Source organism: Streptomyces spiroverticillatus (assembly GCA_014650415.1).
Classification (GTDB): Bacteria; Actinomycetota; Actinomycetes; order Streptomycetales; family Streptomycetaceae; genus Streptomyces; species Streptomyces spiroverticillatus.
Genome location: BMUX01000011.1, coordinates 163,194 through 181,096 on the forward strand (window position 1 = coordinate 163,194; position 17,903 = coordinate 181,096).

Sequence of the window (17,903 nt, forward strand, 5' to 3'; positions counted from 1 at the left end):
GGTGTGGGGTTCCATGCCTCTCGCTCGGCACGCCACGTCGCGGGCCGGTGGGGGAGTGATCGTCAGGACTCTACGCGCGTTGATACAGGCACGGCCATCGTACTTTGACCCGACTGCGCCCCTGAAAAGGGGTATGTCGCTTGGAGGAAGCCACCACGAGGGCCCCGGGCGAACTCGTGGCCGATACTGGTGGGGTTATGGACATCCTCATCCTTGCTGTAGTCATCGCCCTGGTCGCGGTCGGCGCGATCAGCGGGCTCGTGGTCAGCAGCCGCAAGAAGAAGCAGCTGCCGCCCTCGGCACCGCCGAGCACGCCGACCATCACTGCCCCGCCCGCCGAACCTCAGGTCGGTGAGGACGCCGCTCCGCCGAAGGACGAAGCGCGCCGCACCATCGAGGAGGTCGAGCTTCCCGACGCGCCCGTCGTCGTCGAGGAGCCGGTCGTCGAGCCGGAGCCGGAGGCCCCCGCACTCGACGTCCCCGAGCCCACCGCCGGCCGCCTGGTGCGCCTGCGCGCCCGGCTCGCCCGCTCCCAGAACTCCCTGGGCAAGGGTCTACTGACCCTGCTCTCCCGGGACAACCTCGACGAGGACACCTGGGAGGAGATCGAGGACACCCTCCTCACCGCCGACGTCGGCGTCGCCCCCACCCAGGAGCTCGTCGAGCGCCTGCGCGAGCGCGTCCGCGTGCTCGGCACCCGCACCCCCGACGAGCTGCGCACCCTCCTCCGCGAGGAGCTGCTGAACCTCGTCGGCACCGACTTCGACCGCGCCGTGAAGACGGAGAGCGGCGTCGACACCCCCGGCGTCGTCATGGTCGTCGGCGTCAACGGCACCGGCAAGACCACCACCACCGGCAAGCTCGCCCGCGTCCTGGTGGCCGACGGCCGCTCGGTCGTGCTCGGCGCCGCCGACACCTTCCGCGCCGCCGCCGCCGACCAGCTCCAGACCTGGGGCGACCGGGTCGGCGCGCGCACCGTGCGCGGCCCCGAGGGCGGCGACCCGGCGTCGATCGCCTTCGACGCCGTCAAGGAAGGCATCGCGGAGGGCGCGGACGTCGTGCTCATCGACACCGCGGGCCGCCTGCACACCAAGACCGGCCTCATGGACGAGCTCGGCAAGGTCAAGCGCGTCGTGGAGAAGCACGGCCCGCTGGACGAGGTGCTGCTTGTCCTGGACGCCACCACCGGTCAGAACGGCCTGGTGCAGGCGCGGGTCTTCGCCGAGGTCGTGGACATCACCGGCATCGTCCTCACCAAGCTCGACGGCACCGCCAAGGGCGGCATCGTCGTCGCCGTCCAGCGCGAGCTCGGTGTGCCGGTGAAGCTGGTGGGTCTCGGTGAGGGCGCGGACGACCTGGCTCCGTTCGAGCCGGAGGCGTTCGTGGACGCGCTCATCGGGGACTGACCCCCGCATCCTCACGAAGAAGGGCCCCACCACATGGTGCAGATGTGGTGGGGCCCTTCGGCTTGTGTGCGTACGGTTGTGGGGCCGTCCGGTGTACGGCGCTCAGGCCAGGTGCCGGTGACAGATGTACGCCAGCGTGCCCAGCAGCAGCCGGGCCTGCGGGGGCTTCGTCGCCGTGTCGAGCGACGGCGGGCGCAGCCACTGGACGTGCCCCAGGCCCGCGTGGTCCGAGGGGGGAGCGGTCAGGTACGAACCCGGGCCCAGACAGCGCAGATCCAGGTCCGCGTCGTCCCAGCCCATCCGGTACAGCAGCTCCGGCAGCGCCGCCGCAGCCCCCGGCGCCACGAAGAAGTGCGCCCGCCCGTCCGGCGTCACGCTCACCGGGCCCAGCGGCACGCCCATCCGCTCCAGCCGGATCAGCGCCCGGCGGCCCGCCGCCTCCGCCACCTCCAGCACGTCGAAGGTCCGGCCCACCGGGAGCAGCACCGCTGCCCCGGGGAACTGCGCCCACGCCGCCGTGACGTCGTCCAGCGTCGCCCCGGCCGGGACGACCTGCGCGAAGTCGAAGGGATGGGCGCCGGGCGCCTCGCACAAGGTGTTGCCGCAGGAGCAGACTCCCGCGACGGCCCTCGCTCCCGGGACCACGTCCCAGCCCCACAGCCCGGTGTACTCCGCCACCGCTGTGCCCTCTGACGTACGGCTGCGGCGCCGTGTGCCGGAGCGCATGTCCCGGATGCCGCCGATCGTGAAGCCCATGCCCCCTCCAACGGGTCGAACTCGCCGGTGGTTACGAGGCGGAGCGGCTCGGTGACTCTCCGTCATGTCGGTGGTGCCGTCGATCCGGCTTCGGCGGCGCTCCGGGGCGTCCGGGGTGGTGCGGGGCGGTGCGCGCGCCGAGGCGTGCGTCGCTCCGCCGGATCCTGATCGTCCCGTGTCAAGTGAATCGCGCCTCGCGCGAAGGGAGTTCACTCGGAGGGGTGGCGAATGGTGGCGTTTCTGTAAGTGCCCTCGCTACGGGGGTGATCGTAGGATTACTTTCGGTGCATGGACCCCGGAGGTGCGCGCGTTCGTGGGTATGCCGGGGGCAAGCCGGTTTCCCGTTCGAGGGGGCGCATCGTGGGTACAGAGGGCGTCAACTCACGGCATTCTGTAAGGGGTTGTGTCCCGGCGGATGTGGTGGACGCAGGTCCCAGACAGGGCATGGATGCGGCAGGAATCCCGGAGCGCGGTGTGCGGCCCGCTCCGGACGACGGACGACGAATGGGGGGCGTTCCCGTGGGCGGCAGCAGCGCTGGTGCAGGAAACGCTGGAAAGCGCCCGAACGAGCAGCTCGGTTCGTGGTTCGCGCGCAGCGGCTGGTCCAAGGGCGAGCTGGCGCGTCAGGTCAACCGCAGGGCACGGCAGATGGGCGCCCACCACATCAGCACCGACACCTCCCGGGTGCGCCGCTGGCTGGACGGGGAGAACCCCCGCGAACCCATTCCGCGCATCCTCTCCGAGCTGTTCTCCGAGCGCTTCGGCGCCGTCGTCGCCATCGAGGACCTCGGGCTGCGCGCCGCCCACCAGTCGCCCTCCGTCTCCGGCGTTGACCTGCCGTGGGCCGGGCCGCAGACCGTCTCGCTGCTCAGCGAGTTCTCCCGCAGCGACCTGATGCTGGCCCGGCGCGGCTTCCTCGGCTCCTCGCTCGCCCTGTCCGCCGGGCCCGCGCTGATCGAGCCGATGCAGCGCTGGCTGGTTCCCTCGCCGGCCGGTGATCCGGGACCCGCCGAGACCGCGGGAGCGTCCCGGCGGCCTTCCCGGCTGTCCGAGCCCGAACTGCGGCTCCTCGAAGAGACCACCAAGATGTTCCGCCAGTGGGACGCCCAGTGCGGCGGCGGACTGCGCCGCAAGGCCGTCGTCGGCCAGCTCCACGAAGTCACCGACCTGCTCCAGGAGCCGCAGCCCGCCGCCACCTCCAAGCGGCTCTTCCGCTGCGCCGCCGAACTGGCCGAACTGGCGGGCTGGATGAGCTACGACATCGGGCTCCAGCCCACCGCCCAGAAGTACTTCGTGCTCGCCCTGCACGCCGCCAAGGAGGCGGGCGACAAGCCGCTCGGCAGTTACGTCCTGTCCAGCATGAGCCGCCAGATGATCCACCTCGGCCGCCCCGACGACGCACTCGAACTCATCCACCTCGCCCAGTACGGCAGCCGCGAGTGCGCCACCGCCCGCACCCAGGCCATGCTGTATGCGATGGAGGCCCGCGCCTACGCCAACATGGGCCAGCCCAGCAAGTGCAAGAGGGCCGTCCGGATGGCCGAGGACACCTTCGTCGACGCAGGCCTCGACGACGAGCAGGACCCCGACTGGATCGGCTTCTTCTCCGAGGCCGAACTCAACGGCGAGAACTCGCACTCGTACCGCGACCTCGCCTACGTCGCCGGCCGCAGCCCCACCTACGCCTCACTCGCCGAACCGGTCATGGAGCGGGCCGTGCAGCTCTTCGAGAAGGACACCGAGCACCAGCGCTCGTACGCACTCAACCTCATCGGCATGGCCACCGTGCACCTCCTCAAGCGCGAGCCCGAGCAGGCCGTCGACTACTCCGAGCGGGCGCTGGAGATCGCCGGGAAGATCCGCTCCGAGCGGGTCAACAACCGGCTGCGCAAGACCGTCGAAGGTGCTGTGCGGGAGTTCGGCGACGTGGCCGAAGTGCACGATCTCACCGACCAGTTGGGGGCGAAGCTCCCCGAAGCCGCCGAGGCGGTGTAGTCCCCTGCGGGACTCCTTGAACCCGGCCGCGACAGCGACCCCGTGAAGCCCGACTCGGCTCCCCCACGCCAGGTCACCCGGGTAGCTGTCGCGGTCGGCCCATGTCTGTCGGCGATGATCGGTCCGTTCATTTCCGCGTAACACGTACGACGTCATCGTCACCCCGGCGAAACACCCAGCGGCATCCGCCGAAACCGCGCTCCGCCACTCTCAGGGCCCATAACCAGCCACCCCCGCACTGGCCGCCCCGAGACGAGGAGACGCCGATGCCCCCAGGCATCACGACAGACACCCTGCAATCCGGGCTCGCGGTGACGCTCGCCGCCGACACCCCCACGCTGTCTGCCGCCAACACCGGCTTCATGCTCATCTGTTCCGCCCTGGTGATGCTGATGACACCGGGCCTGGCCTTCTTCTACGGAGGCATGGTCCGGGTCAAGTCCACCCTGAACATGCTGATGATGAGCTTCATCAGCCTCGGGATCGTCACGATCCTGTGGGTGCTCTTCGGCTTCAGCCTCGCCTTCGGCGACGACATCGGCTCCGTGATCGGCTGGAGTTCGGACTTCGTCGGGCTGAGCGGCCTCGGCCTCACCGAACTCTGGGACGGCTACACCGTCCCGATCTACGTCTTCGCCGTCTTCCAGCTGATGTTCGCGATCATCACGCCCGCCCTGATCAGCGGTGCGCTCGCGGACCGGGTGAAGTTCACCGCCTGGGCGCTGTTCATCACGCTGTGGGCGGTCGTCGTGTACTTCCCCGTCGCCCACTGGGTGTGGGGCGCCGGCGGCTGGCTCTTCGAGATGGGCGTCATCGACTTCGCGGGCGGTACGGCCGTCCACATCAACGCGGGTGCGGCGGCGCTCGGCGTCATCCTCGTCATCGGCAAGCGGGTCGGCTTCAAGAAGGACCCGATGCGGCCGCACAGCCTGCCGCTGGTCATGCTCGGCGCGGGCCTGCTGTGGTTCGGCTGGTTCGGCTTCAACGCCGGTTCGTGGCTGGGCAACGACGACGGTGTGGGCGCGGTCATGTTCGTCAACACCCAGGTCGCCACGGCCGCCGCGATGCTGGCCTGGCTGGCGTACGAGAAGATCCGGCACGGTGCGTTCACCACGCTGGGCGCGGCCTCGGGCGCGGTGGCCGGACTGGTCGCGATCACCCCGTCCGGCGGCTCCTGCTCCCCGCTCGGCGCGATCGCCATCGGTGTCATCGCCGGTGTCGTGTGCGCCATGGCCGTCGGCCTCAAGTACAAGCTGGGTTACGACGACTCCCTGGACGTCGTCGGCGTCCACCTGGTCGGCGGTGTGCTGGGCTCGCTGCTGGTCGGCTTCTTCGCCACCGGAGGCGTGCAGTCCGAGGCCAAGGGCCTCTTCTACGGCGGCGGGCTCGAGCAGCTCGGCAAGCAGGCCGTGGGCGTCTTCGCCGTCCTCGCCTACTCTCTCCTGGTCTCCGCGCTCCTCGCCTTCCTCATCGACAAGACGATGGGCATGCGGGTCGAGGAGGACGTCGAAGTCTCCGGCATCGACCAGACCGAACACGCGGAGACTGCCTACGACTTCACGGGAGCCGGCGGCGGCACCGCGCCCCGCACTCCCGTCCCCGGCCCGACCGCAGAAGCGAGCAAGAAGGTGGACGCATGAAGCTGATCACGGCGGTCGTCAAGCCGCACCGGCTGGACGAGATCAAGGAAGCCCTCCAGGCCTTCGGGGTCCAGGGCCTGACCGTTACCGAGGCCAGCGGCTACGGCCGCCAGCGCGGCCACACCGAGGTCTACCGGGGCGCCGAGTACACCGTCGACCTGGTCCCCAAGATCCGCATCGAGGTGCTGGTCGAGGACGAGGACGCCGAGCAGCTGATCGACGTGGTCGTGAAGGCCGCCCGCACCGGCAAGATCGGCGACGGCAAGGTCTGGAGCGTGCCGGTCGAGACGGCGGTCCGGGTCAGGACGGGGGAGCGCGGGCCGGACGCGTTGTAGCGCGGAGCGCTGGGTGCGGGCGGGCTCCGGGTACTGGCGCGGTGCCGGTCGTGGCAGCGGCCGAGCACCGCGCGCTTCCGGAGCCGCACCGGACGCCCCCGGAGACCGTACTGCGAAGGCGGGTCCCCAGAGGCGGGTCCCGGACGCGGCCCCGGAGCCCGCGGACGTACGAATTCCTGACGACGAACCCCTGGTGGCGAGTGTGGAAGAGAACGACGACCGGAACGACTCCCCGGGACCCAGCGGCTACGCGGCGGCCCGGCTGCGACTCCTCGACGCGGAGTCGCGGTCCGGGCCGCCGCGCCGTTCCGGGCTCTCCCGGATCACCGACGAGTGGGTGAGCGCCCTCTTCGAGACCGCCGCCCGCGAGTCCGGGGTGCGCGGCGCCGCCCTCGTCGCCGTCGGCGGGTACGGGCGGGGCGAGCTTTCCCCGCGCAGCGACCTCGACCTGCTGCTCCTGCACGACGGGCGGGACAGCGGCGCGATCGCCGCCCTCGCGGACCGCGTCTGGTACCCGGTGTGGGACCTCGGCATCGCCCTCGACCACTCCGTACGCACGGCGTCCGAGGCCCGCAAGGTCGCCGGTGACGACCTCAAGGTCCACCTCGGCCTCCTCGACGCCCGGCACGTCGCCGGCGACCTCGGCCTCACCGCGGGACTGCGCACCGCCGTCCTCGCCGACTGGCGCAACCAGGCGGTGAAGCGGCTGCCCGAACTGCGCGAGCTGGGCCTCGAACGGGCCGAGCGCGCCGGGGAGTTGCAGTACCTCCTGGAGCCCGACCTCAAGGAGGCGCACGGCGGCCTCCGCGACGCCACCGCCCTGCGCGCCGTCGCCGCCTCCTGGGTGGCCGACGCCCCCCGCGAGGGCCTGGCCGCCGCCCGCCGCACCCTCCTCGACGTACGCGACGCACTCCACCTCACCACCGGACGCGCCACCGACCGCCTCGCCCTCCAGGAGCAGGACCAGGTCGCCGACGCCCTCGGGCTGCTGGACGCGGACGTACTGCTGCGGCAGGTGTACGAGGCCGCGCGCACCCTCTCGTACGCCAGCGAGGTGACCTGGCGGGAGGTCGAGCGCGTGCTCAAGTCCCGTTCCGTACGCCCGCGTCTGAAGGCGCTGCTCGGCGGGCGTCCGGCGCCGGAGCGCACGCCGCTCGCCGACGGGGTGGTCGAGCAGGACGGCGAGGCGGTGCTCGCGCGCACCGCCCGGCCGGAGAAGGACGCGGTGCTCCCGTTGCGCGCGGCGGCCGCTGCCGCACAGGCGGGAGTGCCGGTCAACCTCCATGTCGTACGACAACTGGCGAAGGTCGCCCCGCCGTTGCCGGTGCCGTGGCCGGCGGAGGCCCGGGAGGAGCTGGTGACGCTGCTCGGCGCGGCGGAGGCAGCGGTTCCGGTGTGGGAGGCGCTGGAGGCGGAGGGGCTGATCACCCGGCTGCTGCCGGACTGGGAGCGCGTGCGGTGCCGGCCGCAGCGCAACCCCGTGCACACCTGGACCGTCGACCGGCACCTGGTCGAGACGGCGGTGCGCGCGGCCGGGATGACCCGGCGGGTGCACCGCCCCGACCTGCTGCTCGTGGCAGCCCTGCTGCACGACATCGGCAAGGGCTGGCCCGGCGACCACTCGGTGGCGGGGGAGACCATCGCCCGCGACATGGCCGCGCGGATCGGCTTCGACGCGGCGGACGTCGCCGTCCTCGCCACTCTCGTACGTCATCACCTGCTGCTGGTCGAGACGGCGACCCGGCGCGATCTGGACGACCCGGCGACGGTGCGAGGGGTCGCGGAGGCGGTCGGGTCCGTCTCCACGCTGGAGCTGCTGCACGCCCTCACCGAGGCGGACGCGCTGGCGACGGGACCGGCGGCGTGGTCGGCATGGCGGGCGTCACTGGTGGCGGACCTGGTGAAGCGGGTGGGCGCCGTGCTGGCGGGGGAGCCCCTGGCCGAGGCGGAACCCGCCGTACCGAGCGCCGAGCAGGAGCGGCTCGCGGTCGAGGCGTACCGCACGGGCGGTCCTGTGCTGGCTCTGCGGGCCCGGGAGGAGGGGGACGCGGCGCTCGGGGTCGAGCTGTCGATCGCGCTGCCGGACCAGCCCGGGGTGCTCCCGGCGGTGGCGGGCGTGCTGGCGATGCACCGGCTGACGGTACGCACGGCCGAACTCCGCCTGGCCGACGTGCCGGTGGAGGGGGCTGAGCCGGTGCTGCTGCTGGTGTGGCGGGTGGCGGCGGCCTACGGGGGCCTCCCGGAGGCCGCGCGGCTGCGGGCGGACCTGGTGCGGGCGCTGGACGGCTCGCTGGACCTGCCGTCGCGGCTGGCCGAACGGGAGAAGGCGTACGAGGCGGGGGTGCGGCGCAGGTCGGTGCAGCCCCCGCCGCCCCGGGTCACGGTCGCGGCCTCGGCCTCCCGGCACGCGACGGTGCTGGAGGTACGGGCCCAGGACGCCCCGGGCCTGCTGCACCGGATCGGGCGGGCGCTGGAGGGGGCGGGGGTGCGGGTGCGGAGTGCGCATGTGTCGACGTTGGGGGCGAGTGCGGTCGACGCGTTCTATGTGACGGGGGTTGATGGTGGGCCGCTGGGGGCGGGCGAGGCGGCGGGGGTGGCGCGGGGGGTGGGGGCGGCGTTGGGGTGAGGGGGCGTTTGTGCGGGCCGGTGGGGGCTGCGGGTCAGGCCGCTGCGCGGGGCATTTCTCCCCTCCCCGCCCCTACCCGCCCCTTCCCTGGAGCGCTGGCCGCGCGGCTGGTCCCGTGACGTGCGGGTGCGCCGTGGCTGGCCGCGCAGTTCCCCGCGCCCCTGGAGGGACGGCTGCTTCGCAGCCTCCCTCGACCCCCTTGGGCGGCGGGCCGCCGCACGTCGTGACGCTGGATCGGGCTCGCTCGTTCACCTTCTATCGGTCCCCGCCACATGCGGGGATGGTCCACTCCGAGGAAACGGCAGCCTCTTGGAGGCCGCCCTGCTCCCCACGCATGCGGGGCTCCAGCCCCCGTCCGCCGGAAACCGGCGGGCGGGGGCTGACGTTTTGCCGGGCCGGATACTCTGGGGGGCCAAGGACTCCGCCCCCAACCCGAGGATCTGCGACCACAGTGTTCGATACCCTCTCCGATCGCCTTTCCGCGACTTTCAAGAATCTCCGGGGCAAGGGCCGCTTGTCCGAGGCGGACATCGACGCCACCGCCCGCGAGATCCGCATCGCCCTGCTGGAAGCGGACGTGGCGCTGCCCGTCGTCCGTGCCTTCATCAAGAAGGTGAAGGAACGCGCCGCCGGTGCCGAGGTCTCCAAGGCGCTCAACCCTGCCCAGCAGGTGCTCAAGATCGTCAACGAAGAGCTCGTGACGATCCTCGGCGGCGAGACCCGCCGTCTGCGGTTCGCCAAGTCCGGCCCGACCGTGATCATGCTCGCGGGTCTCCAGGGCGCCGGTAAGACGACCCTCGCCGGAAAGCTCGGCCTGTGGCTGAAGGGCGAGGGGCACTCCCCGCTCCTCGTCGCCTGCGACCTCCAGCGCCCCAACGCCGTCAACCAGCTCAGCGTTGTCGCCGAGCGCGCCGGTGTGGCCGTGTACGCGCCGCAGCCGGGCAACGGTGTCGGTGACCCGGTCACCGTGGCCAAGGACTCCATCGAGTACGCGAAGACCAAGCAGTACGACGTGGTCGTCGTCGACACCGCCGGTCGCCTCGGCATCGACCAGGAGCTGATGCAGCAGGCCGCGGACATCCGCGACGCCGTCAGCCCGGACGAGATCCTCTTCGTCGTCGACGCCATGATCGGTCAGGACGCGGTCAACACGGCCGAGGCCTTCCGCGACGGCGTCGGCTTCGACGGCGTCGTGCTGTCGAAGCTCGACGGTGACGCCCGAGGTGGTGCCGCGCTGTCGATCGCGCACGTCACCGGCCGTCAGATCATGTTCGCGTCCAACGGCGAGAAGCTCGACGAGTTCGACGCCTTCCACCCGGACCGCATGGCCTCGCGCATCCTCGACATGGGTGACCTGCTCACCCTGATCGAGCAGGCGGAGAAGACCTTCAGCCAGGAAGAGGCCGCCAAAATGGCCTCCAAGCTGCAGTCTTCCAAGGGCGGCAAGGACTTCACGCTCGACGACTTCCTGGCCCAGATGGAGCAGGTCCGCAAGATGGGCTCGATCTCCAAGCTGCTCGGCATGCTGCCGGGCATGGGGCAGATCAAGGACCAGATCGCCAACCTGGACGAGAAGGACGTCGACCGCACCGCGGCCATCATCAAGTCGATGACGCCCAAGGAGCGCGCCGAGCCGACCATCATCAACGGCTCGCGCCGCGCCCGTATCGCCAAGGGGTCGGGTGTCGAGGTCAGCGCCGTCAAGAATCTGGTCGAGCGGTTCTTCGACGCCCGCAAGATGATGTCGAAGATGGCCCAGGGCGGCGGCATGCCCGGCATGCCGGGCATCCCCGGGATGGGCGGCGGCCCCGGCAAGCAGAAGAAGCAGATCAAGCAGGCCAAGGGCAAGCGCAAGTCCGGCAACCCGATGAAGCGCAAGGCCGAGGAGCAGGCGGCCGCCGAGCGCCGCGAGCAGGCCGCGCAGGGCGGCGGCGCGTTCGGCCTTCCCGCAGGTCAGGGCGGCAAGGACTTCGAGCTCCCGGACGAGTTCAAGAAGTTCATGGGCTAGCAGCAGCCGCAGGATTTCGTACGACGCCGTGGGCGCCCTCCTCCGAGGGCGCCCACGGCGTTTTCGTTCAGCCGCCCCGGGGGTGCCCGGGGCGATTTTCGTACGGCCACCCCGGGAATGCCCGGCCCGAGTATGTGTCGTAACGTCCCCGTATGAGCAACCCCGTGCCGCCGCGCCAGACCCCTGACCAGCCGTGGCGTTCCGAGGGCGCCCCGCCTCCGCCGCCCGAGAAGAAGAAGATGCCCGGCGGGTGGGGCCGGCTCGCGATGACGGCGCTGATCGTCTATCTGCTCACCAACATCGTGCTCGGCTTCTTCAACGAGGGCGACGAGCCGACGATCGCGTACACCGAGTTCAGCAAGCAGGTGACCTCGAACAACGTCGCCAAGATCTACTCCAAGGGCGACGCGATCCAGGGCGAGCTGAAGAAGGAACAGCCCGTTCCGGAGGGGGAGAAGGACCAGAAGTACACGAAGTTCCTCACTCAGCGCCCGGCCTTCGCCGACGACAAGCTGTGGGACGAGCTGACCAAGGACGGCGTGACCGTCACCGCGAAGCCGGTCGTGGAGGAACGTTCCTTCCTGGCCAACCTGCTCATCTCGCTCGCCCCGATGCTGCTGCTCGTGGCCCTGTGGGTGTTCATCGCCCGGCGGATGAGCAGCGGGCTCGGCGGGGGAGGCATGGGTGGCCTCGGGCGCAAGGCTCCGCCCAAGCCCGTCGAGGTGGCCGCCGACAAGCGCACCACCTTCGAGGACGTCGCGGGCATCGACGAGGTCGAGGGCGAGCTGGAGGAGGTCGTCGACTTCCTCAAGAACCCGGAGGCGTACCGCAGGCTCGGTGCCCGGATGCCCGGCGGCGTGCTCCTCGCGGGTCCTCCGGGTACGGGAAAGACGCTGCTCGCGCGGGCCGTCGCCGGTGAGGCGGGCGTCCCCTTCTTCTCGGCCTCCGCCTCCGAGTTCATCGAGATGATCGTCGGCGTGGGTGCGGGGCGTGTGCGCGAGCTGTTCGCGGAGGCCCGCAAGGTCGCCCCCGCGATCATCTTCATCGACGAGATCGACACCATCGGCCGGGCCCGCGGCGGCGGCGCCGGCATGGGCGGGCACGACGAGCGCGAGCAGACGCTCAACCAGATCCTCACCGAGATGGACGGCTTCTCCGGCTCCGAGGGCGTCGTCGTCATCGCCGCCACCAACCGCGTCGACGTCCTGGACCCCGCCCTCACCCGTCCCGGCCGCTTCGACCGCGTCGTCACCGTCAGCCCGCCCGACCGGGGCGGCCGCGAGGCCATCCTGAAGATCCACACCCGGTCCATCCCGCTCGCCGAGGGCGTCGACCTCGCGCAGGTCGCCCGTACGACCCCGGGCATGACCGGCGCGGACCTGGCCAACCTCGCCAACGAGGCGGCCCTCCTCGCGGTCAAGCGCAAGCAGGACGCCGTCACCCAGTCCGATCTCTCGGACGCGCTGGAGAAGGTCCAGCTCGGTGCGGAGCGGCCGCTGGTCATGCCGGAGGAGGAGCGGCGCAGGACCGCGTACCACGAGAGCGGGCACGCGCTGCTCGGCATGCTCCAGCCGGGCGCCGACCCCGTACGCAAGATCACCATCGTGCCGCGCGGGCGTGCGCTCGGTGTCACGCTCTCCACGCCGGACGCCGACAAGTACGCCTACACCGAGGAATATTTGCGCGGCAGAATCATCGGTGCCCTCGGTGGAATGGCCGCCGAGCAGGTCGTTTTCGACGTGATTACGACGGGTGCGGAGAACGACTTGGAGCAGGTCACCAACCTGGCCAGGGGCATGGTGGGCCGCTGGGGGATGAGCGAGCGGGTCGGTCGTCTCACCGCCATCCCGTCCGATGCGCAGCAGGCGTACGGACTGTCTGCCGCCCCCGCGACGCTGGACGCGGTCGACAGCGAGATGCGCCGGATCGTCGACGAGTGCTATGCGCAGGCGATCCGTCTGCTGGAGGCGAACCGGCCCAAGCTGGACGCCCTGTCGCAGGCGCTGCTGGAGAACGAGACCCTCGAAGAGGCGGCCGCGTACCGGGCGGCGGGCATCACCCGCCTGTCGAAGCCGGACGCGTAGGGCTGCCGCCGCCGTGCGGGGTGTGCCGGAGGCACCGATCGCGCTCCGGCGCCAGGGCCTGTGGCGCCCGGAGCGGTCAACTCCGCTCCGGGCACGGAGCCCTGCGGTGCACGGATGCGTCAACTCCGCTCCGGGCACGCAGCCCTGCGGTGCAAGGACGTGCGTGGAAGCGTCAACTCCCTTCCGCGCACGGAGGCGTACGGGTGAGCAGGACCCGTACTCCTGTCACGGCTTCCGGGCGATCAGGTACCGGAACACGTTCGGCATCCACACCGTGCCGTCCGGGCGCAGGTGCGGATGCAGTGCCTCCACCAGCTCCTTCTCGACCTGCGCCGGGTCGGTCGCCCGCACCGCCGCGTCGAAGAGGCCGGTCGACAGCAGGCCCCGCACCGCACTGTCCATGTCGCCGTACCCGAACGGGCAGGCCACCCGCCCCGAGCCGTCCGGCTTGAGACCGGACCGCGACGCCACGTCCTCCAGGTCGTCGCGCAGCGCCGGACGCCAGCCGCCGGGCCCCGACGCCCTGGGCGAGTCCGTCAGCCGGGTGGCCACCCGCAGCACCGCCGACGTGGCACACCGCTCCGGCGGACCCCAGCCGGTCAGCACCACGGGCTCACCCCGGCCGACCAGCGGCACGGCCGCCTCCAGCGCCGGTGTGAGCCCGTCGGCGTCCCCGCCGGCACAGCCGATCGGCGCGAAGGCGGTGACCAGGTTGTACGGTGCCCCGTCGACCGCGTCGGCGGGAGTGCCGCACACCACCGAGCCCGGGTGGTCCCCGGGGGCCCCGTCGTCGGCGAGCCGCCCGCGCGCGTGCGCGACGAACGCCGGGTCTGCGTCGACGCCGGTGACGTGCGCGCCCCGGGAGGCCGCGACGAGCAGGGCCAGGCCCGCGCCGCAGTCGAGGCCGAGCAGCCGGGTGGCAGCACCCACCTCCAGCCGCTCGTACACCGCTTCGTAGAGCGGAACCAGCATCCGTTCCTGGATCTCGGCCCAGTCGCGCGCGCGGGCGTACGCGCGTGCGCCGGTCCGGGCAGAGGCCGCGCTCGGGTGGTGCCGGACGAGCGTGGGTGTCATCAGAAAGCGCCCCAATCCGCCGTGAGGTGTCGTTCCCCGTATATGGCAACCCCCGTGGTGTGTGCGCTACGGCACGTCCCCCGTATGTCAGGGAACTCCGCATCCGTCCCCAAGTCCAGGGGGCATGGGGCAATGCTTGCGCCTAGTGCGGGGCGGCCCGGGCGGTCCGCCGCGACCGTGGTCCCGGAAGCGCGGGCGACCGTACGGCGTCTGTCCGAGAACCGACGCCGGTGCGAGCGCCGCTACGGTGACACCGGCACTCCGGCGCCGGCGACAGGACACCACCGTCGCGACAGCCCTGCTGCGGCCGTCGCCACATGGGGCACGTGGGCCGCCGCGGGCCCCCGACCGGCGGCGGAGCTACCCGCGCAGGCGTAGCCGGGGATACGTACCGCCTTGGCGCGGGCTGCGCGGGTCCTCCGCAGATCGGCGCACCCGCCCTCGTCGGGAAGCATCAGCGGGAACTGACTGGTACGTGCAAATTATTTGGGATGCCCCGGAATAGGAACACGGGGGCACTCCCGGTCGTTGTCACGTCGTGAGCACGACACCACCTGTCCTCGCCGCAGAACTGGCGCAGGCGTGGGCCGACATTCAGCGGTACCACCCCGAGCTGCCCGATCTTGCCGCGCCCGAGTCCCTGATCGGAGAGTCCTCGTCCGCCTGCGGCGCGGCCCTCTCCTTCGAACGACTGCTGCACGAGGCAGTCCACGGCATCGCCGCGGCCCGCGGCATCCGTGACACCTCGCGCGCCGGTCGCTACCACAACCGCCGATTCCTGGCGATCGCCGAGGAGTTGGGCCTGGACCACCAGGAGGAGCCGCATCCCAGCAGCGGTTTCTCCCTGGTCGCGCTCAACCCCGAGGCCAAGCGCCGCTACCGTCCCACGATCGAGCGGCTGTCGCGCGCGCTGAAGGCGCACACGGTCGCGACGGCGGCGGACACCAAGCGGTCCTTCCGCGGTCCGGCCGCCCGGCACGGTTCCTCCGGGGGAGGGGTGCGGGTCAAGGCCGTCTGCGACTGCGGGCGCAACGTCCGCGTGGTGCCGTCGGTGCTGGCCCAGGCCCCCATCGTGTGCGGCGGCTGCGGCAAGCCGTTCCGTATCCCCGACGTGGTGGGCGCCGCGAGCTGAGGCCCTGCGGCAAGGCCCCGGCCGGGGGGCGGCGTGCTCCATTGCTGTGGCACAATGGGCAGCTGTACTCGACAGCCGCACAGGACCCCTCTCTCCTCCGGCTGACGCGTCCATCGGGCACTAACGAGTACCGCAACCCCACGTGGCATCCCGTTGTGCCCAACCACGTCAATTCCAGGAGAGAACACTCCAGTGCTCAAGATCAAGCTGAAGCGCCTCGGTAAGATCCGTTCGCCTCACTACCGCATCGTCGTCGCCGACGCGCGCACCCGCCGTGACGGCCGCGCCATCGAGGAGATCGGTCTGTACCACCCGGTGCAGAACCCGTCGCGCATCGAGGTCAACGCCGAGCGTGCCCAGTACTGGCTGTCTGTCGGCGCCCAGCCGACCGAGGCCGTTCTCGCCATCTTGAAGCTCACCGGCGACTGGCAGGCGCACAAGGGCCTCCCGGCCCCCGCGCCGCTGCTCCAGCCGGCGACCAAGGAAGACAAGCGCGCTTCCTTCGACGCCTTCGCGAAGGCCCTCGAGGGTGGCGACGCCAAGGGCGAGGCCATCACCCCGAAGGCGAAGAAGGCCGACAAGAAGGCGGACGAGGCTCCGGCCGACGCCGCTGAGTCGACCGAGGCCTGATCATGCTCGAGGAGGCTCTTGAGCACCTCGTGAAGGGCATCGTGGACAACCCCGACGACGTGCAGGTCGCCTCGCGCACCCTGCGTCGTGGACGTGTCCTTGAGGTCCGGGTGCACCCCGACGACCTCGGCAAGGTGATCGGCCGCAACGGCCGTACCGCCCGCGCCCTGCGTACCGTCGTGGGGGCCATCGGTGGCCGTGGCATTCGCGTCGACCTCGTCGACGTGGACCAGGCCCACTGAGCATCAGGCAGTAGAGCATTACCGGCAGGGGCCGGGGAGGGCTGAGGCCCGCCCCGGCCCGTTGTCATTTCCGTACGTTTGACACAGGAGAACGAGAGTGCAGCTGGTAGTCGCGCGGATCGGCCGCGCCCACGGGATCAAGGGCGAGGTCACCGTCGAGGTGCGCACGGACGAGCCCGAACTGCGGCTCGGCCCCGGCGCCGTCCTGGCCACGGACCCCGCAGGCGTGGGCCCGCTGACCGTCGAGACCGGCCGGGTGCACAGCGGCAGGCTGCTGCTGCGCTTCGAGGGCGTCAAGGACCGCACTGCGGCCGAGGCCCTGCGCAACACCCTGCTGATCTCGGACGTCGACCCCGAGGAGCGTCCCGAGGACCCCGAGGAGTTCTACGACCACCAGCTGATCGACCTCGATGTGGTGCTGGCCGACGGCACCCTGATCGGCCGGATCAGCGAGATCACGCACCTGCCCTCGCAGGACCTGTTCATCGTGGAGCGCGAGGACGGCAGCGAGGTGATGATCCCGTTCGTGGAGGAGATCGTCACCGGGATCGACCTGGAGGAGCAGCGGGCCGTCATCGACCCGCCGCCGGGCCTGATCGATGACAGCGAGGCCGTCGTGGCCTCCACCAGGGACGCGGAAGAGGACGCGAACTGATGCGGCTCGACATCGTCACGATCTTCCCCGAGTACCTGGAACCGCTCAACGTCTCCCTGGTCGGCAAGGCCCGCGCCCGCGGCGTCCTCGACGTCCACGCGCACGACCTGCGGCAGTGGACGTACGACCGCCACAACACCGTCGACGACACCCCCTACGGCGGCGGCCCCGGCATGGTCATGAAGCCCGACCCGTGGGGCGCCTGCGTCGATGAGGCCCTCGCCGACGGGTACGAGACGGGCGCGCACGGCCCCGTCATGGTCGTGCCCACCCCCAGCGGCCGCCCCTTCACGCAGGAACTTGCCGTCGAGCTCTCCGAGCAGCCGTGGCTGGTGTTCGCGCCGGCCCGCTACGAGGGCATCGACCGCCGCGTCATGGATGAGTACGCGACGCGGATGCCGGTGTACGAGGTGTCCATCGGCGACTACGTCCTGGCCGGCGGCGAGGCGGCCGTCCTCGTCATCACCGAGGCCGTCGCCCGCCTGCTCCCCGGCGTCCTCGGCAACGCCGAGTCCCACCAGGACGACTCCTTCGCCCTCGGCGCGATGGCCAATCTGCTGGAGGGGCCCGTCTACACCAAGCCCCCCGAGTGGCGCGGGCGCACCATCCCCGACGTACTCATGAGCGGCCACCACGGCAAGATCGCCCGCTGGCGTCGCGACGAGGCCTTCCGCCGTACGACCGCGAACCGGCCGGACCTGATCGAGCGCACGGACCCCGCCGCCTTCGACAAGAAGGACCGGGAGATGCTCTCGATCCTGGGCTGGAAGCCGGGCCCGGACGGACGATTTGGGCGTAACCCCGAGGCCGTGGAAGAATAAGCAGCTGTTGTCCGTCCACGTGCGCCCCTGCCACAGGGGGAACGACGCCCGTAGCGACGCGTACAGCACTCCCTTTCATCTCGACACATGCCGCTGATGACCTGTGGCATCAGTGAAGAAAGCAGACTCACATGTCTCACCTGCTCGACTCCGTCGACGCCGCGTCGCTGCGCAGCGACGTTCCCGCCTTCCGCCCGGGCGACACGGTCAACGTGCACGTCCGCGTCATCGAGGGCAACCGCTCCCGTGTGCAGCAGTTCAAGGGTGTCGTCATCCGCCGCCAGGGTGCGGGCGTCCGCGAGACCTTCACGGTCCGCAAGGTCTCCTTCTCCGTCGGCGTCGAGCGCACCTTCCCGGTGAACTCCCCGATCTTCGAGAAGATCGAGGTCGTCACCCGCGGTGACGTGCGTCGCGCGAAGCTGTACTACCTGCGCGAGCTGCGCGGCAAGGCCGCCAAGATCAAGGAGAAGCGCGACAACTGATCGCGCCTCCGGCGTCC

The 17,903-nt window shown here is 71.2% G+C and carries 15 protein-coding genes; 13 read left to right on the forward strand and 2 right to left on the reverse strand.

Going from position 1 to position 17,903, the window contains the following annotated elements:
* Positions 1-197: 197 nt before the first annotated feature.
* Positions 198-1,406 (forward strand): signal recognition particle-docking protein FtsY, encoded by a 1,209-nt coding sequence (gene ftsY / locus IE269_RS27405; RefSeq protein ID WP_189825833.1) that lies wholly within the window; start codon positions 198-200, stop codon positions 1,404-1,406.
* A gap of 102 nt (positions 1,407-1,508) precedes the next feature.
* Here ftsY and IE269_RS27410 read toward each other — a convergent pair whose 3' ends face one another.
* Entirely contained in the window at positions 1,509-2,162 is a 654-nt protein-coding gene (locus IE269_RS27410; protein WP_189825834.1) for a bifunctional DNA primase/polymerase, read from the reverse strand.
* 519 nt (positions 2,163-2,681) lie between these two features.
* Here IE269_RS27410 and nsdA point away from each other — a divergent pair.
* The 6 genes from nsdA to ftsH all read left to right on the forward strand — a co-directional run bounded on the left by nsdA (position 2,682) and on the right by ftsH (position 12,850).
* Entirely contained in the window at positions 2,682-4,157 is a 1,476-nt protein-coding gene (gene nsdA, locus IE269_RS27415; RefSeq protein WP_438817633.1) for a transcriptional repressor NsdA, read from the forward strand.
* Between the two features lie 266 nt (positions 4,158-4,423).
* Entirely contained in the window at positions 4,424-5,797 is a 1,374-nt protein-coding gene (locus IE269_RS27420; RefSeq protein WP_189825836.1) for an ammonium transporter, read from the forward strand.
* Positions 5,794-6,132, forward strand: coding sequence for a P-II family nitrogen regulator (locus IE269_RS27425; protein ID WP_069170469.1), 339 nt, complete (start codon positions 5,794-5,796; stop codon positions 6,130-6,132). Before IE269_RS27420 ends, IE269_RS27425 begins: the two co-directional genes overlap by 4 nt.
* A gap of 193 nt (positions 6,133-6,325) precedes the next feature.
* Positions 6,326-8,758 (forward strand): [protein-PII] uridylyltransferase, encoded by a 2,433-nt coding sequence (locus IE269_RS27430; protein WP_189825837.1) that lies wholly within the window; start codon positions 6,326-6,328, stop codon positions 8,756-8,758.
* A gap of 451 nt (positions 8,759-9,209) precedes the next feature.
* Positions 9,210-10,766 (forward strand): signal recognition particle protein, encoded by a 1,557-nt coding sequence (gene ffh, locus IE269_RS27435; RefSeq protein WP_189825838.1) that lies wholly within the window; start codon positions 9,210-9,212, stop codon positions 10,764-10,766.
* Positions 10,767-10,918: 152 nt separating this feature from the next.
* Entirely contained in the window at positions 10,919-12,850 is a 1,932-nt protein-coding gene (ftsH, locus tag IE269_RS27440) for an ATP-dependent zinc metalloprotease FtsH (protein ID WP_189825839.1), read from the forward strand.
* Positions 12,851-13,075: 225 nt separating this feature from the next.
* On the opposite strand, the gene IE269_RS27445 is transcribed toward ftsH, so the two are convergent.
* Entirely contained in the window at positions 13,076-13,924 is an 849-nt protein-coding gene (locus IE269_RS27445) for a class I SAM-dependent methyltransferase (protein ID WP_189825840.1), read from the reverse strand.
* A gap of 538 nt (positions 13,925-14,462) precedes the next feature.
* On the opposite strand from IE269_RS27445, the gene IE269_RS27450 reads away from it, so the two are divergent.
* The 6 genes from IE269_RS27450 to rplS all read left to right on the forward strand — a co-directional run bounded on the left by IE269_RS27450 (position 14,463) and on the right by rplS (position 17,886).
* Entirely contained in the window at positions 14,463-15,056 is a 594-nt protein-coding gene (locus IE269_RS27450; RefSeq protein WP_189825841.1) for a hypothetical protein, read from the forward strand.
* A gap of 192 nt (positions 15,057-15,248) precedes the next feature.
* Complete coding sequence (gene rpsP / locus IE269_RS27455; protein ID WP_189825842.1) at positions 15,249-15,686, forward strand: 30S ribosomal protein S16; 438 nt, start codon at positions 15,249-15,251, stop codon at positions 15,684-15,686.
* Positions 15,687-15,688: 2 nt separating this feature from the next.
* On the forward strand, positions 15,689-15,928 hold the full coding sequence (locus tag IE269_RS27460; protein WP_067164759.1) for an RNA-binding protein: 240 nt from the start codon (positions 15,689-15,691) through the stop codon (positions 15,926-15,928).
* 97 nt (positions 15,929-16,025) lie between these two features.
* Complete coding sequence (gene rimM / locus IE269_RS27465) at positions 16,026-16,583, forward strand: ribosome maturation factor RimM (protein ID WP_189825843.1); 558 nt, start codon at positions 16,026-16,028, stop codon at positions 16,581-16,583.
* Positions 16,583-17,404: a tRNA (guanosine(37)-N1)-methyltransferase TrmD gene (gene trmD, locus IE269_RS27470; protein ID WP_189825844.1), complete on the forward strand. Its 822-nt coding sequence runs from the start codon at positions 16,583-16,585 to the stop codon at positions 17,402-17,404. Before rimM ends, trmD begins: the two co-directional genes overlap by 1 nt.
* A 131-nt stretch (positions 17,405-17,535) precedes the next feature.
* The gene (gene rplS, locus IE269_RS27475) at positions 17,536-17,886 is read left to right on the forward strand and encodes a 50S ribosomal protein L19 (RefSeq protein ID WP_189825845.1); all 351 of its coding nucleotides are present in this window, start codon (positions 17,536-17,538) and stop codon (positions 17,884-17,886) included.
* Positions 17,887-17,903: the final 17 nt, after the last annotated feature.

Bases quoted from the DNA above. Each gene is read 5' to 3' on its own strand.
- trmD (WP_189825844.1), top strand. From the start codon at position 16,583: ATGCGGCTCGACATCGTCACGATCTTCCCCGAGTACCTGGAACCGCTC.
- rplS (WP_189825845.1), top strand. From the start codon at position 17,536: ATGTCTCACCTGCTCGACTCCGTCGACGCCGCGTCGCTGCGCAGCGAC.
- IE269_RS27425 (WP_069170469.1), top strand. From the start codon at position 5,794: ATGAAGCTGATCACGGCGGTCGTCAAGCCGCACCGGCTGGACGAGATC.
- ftsH (WP_189825839.1), top strand. From the start codon at position 10,919: ATGAGCAACCCCGTGCCGCCGCGCCAGACCCCTGACCAGCCGTGGCGT.
- IE269_RS27445 (WP_189825840.1), bottom strand. From the start codon at position 13,924: ATGACACCCACGCTCGTCCGGCACCACCCGAGCGCGGCCTCTGCCCGG.
- IE269_RS27420 (WP_189825836.1), top strand. From the start codon at position 4,424: ATGCCCCCAGGCATCACGACAGACACCCTGCAATCCGGGCTCGCGGTG.
- ftsY (WP_189825833.1), top strand. From the start codon at position 198: ATGGACATCCTCATCCTTGCTGTAGTCATCGCCCTGGTCGCGGTCGGC.
- IE269_RS27410 (WP_189825834.1), bottom strand. From the start codon at position 2,162: ATGGGCTTCACGATCGGCGGCATCCGGGACATGCGCTCCGGCACACGG.
- IE269_RS27460 (WP_067164759.1), top strand. From the start codon at position 15,689: ATGCTCGAGGAGGCTCTTGAGCACCTCGTGAAGGGCATCGTGGACAAC.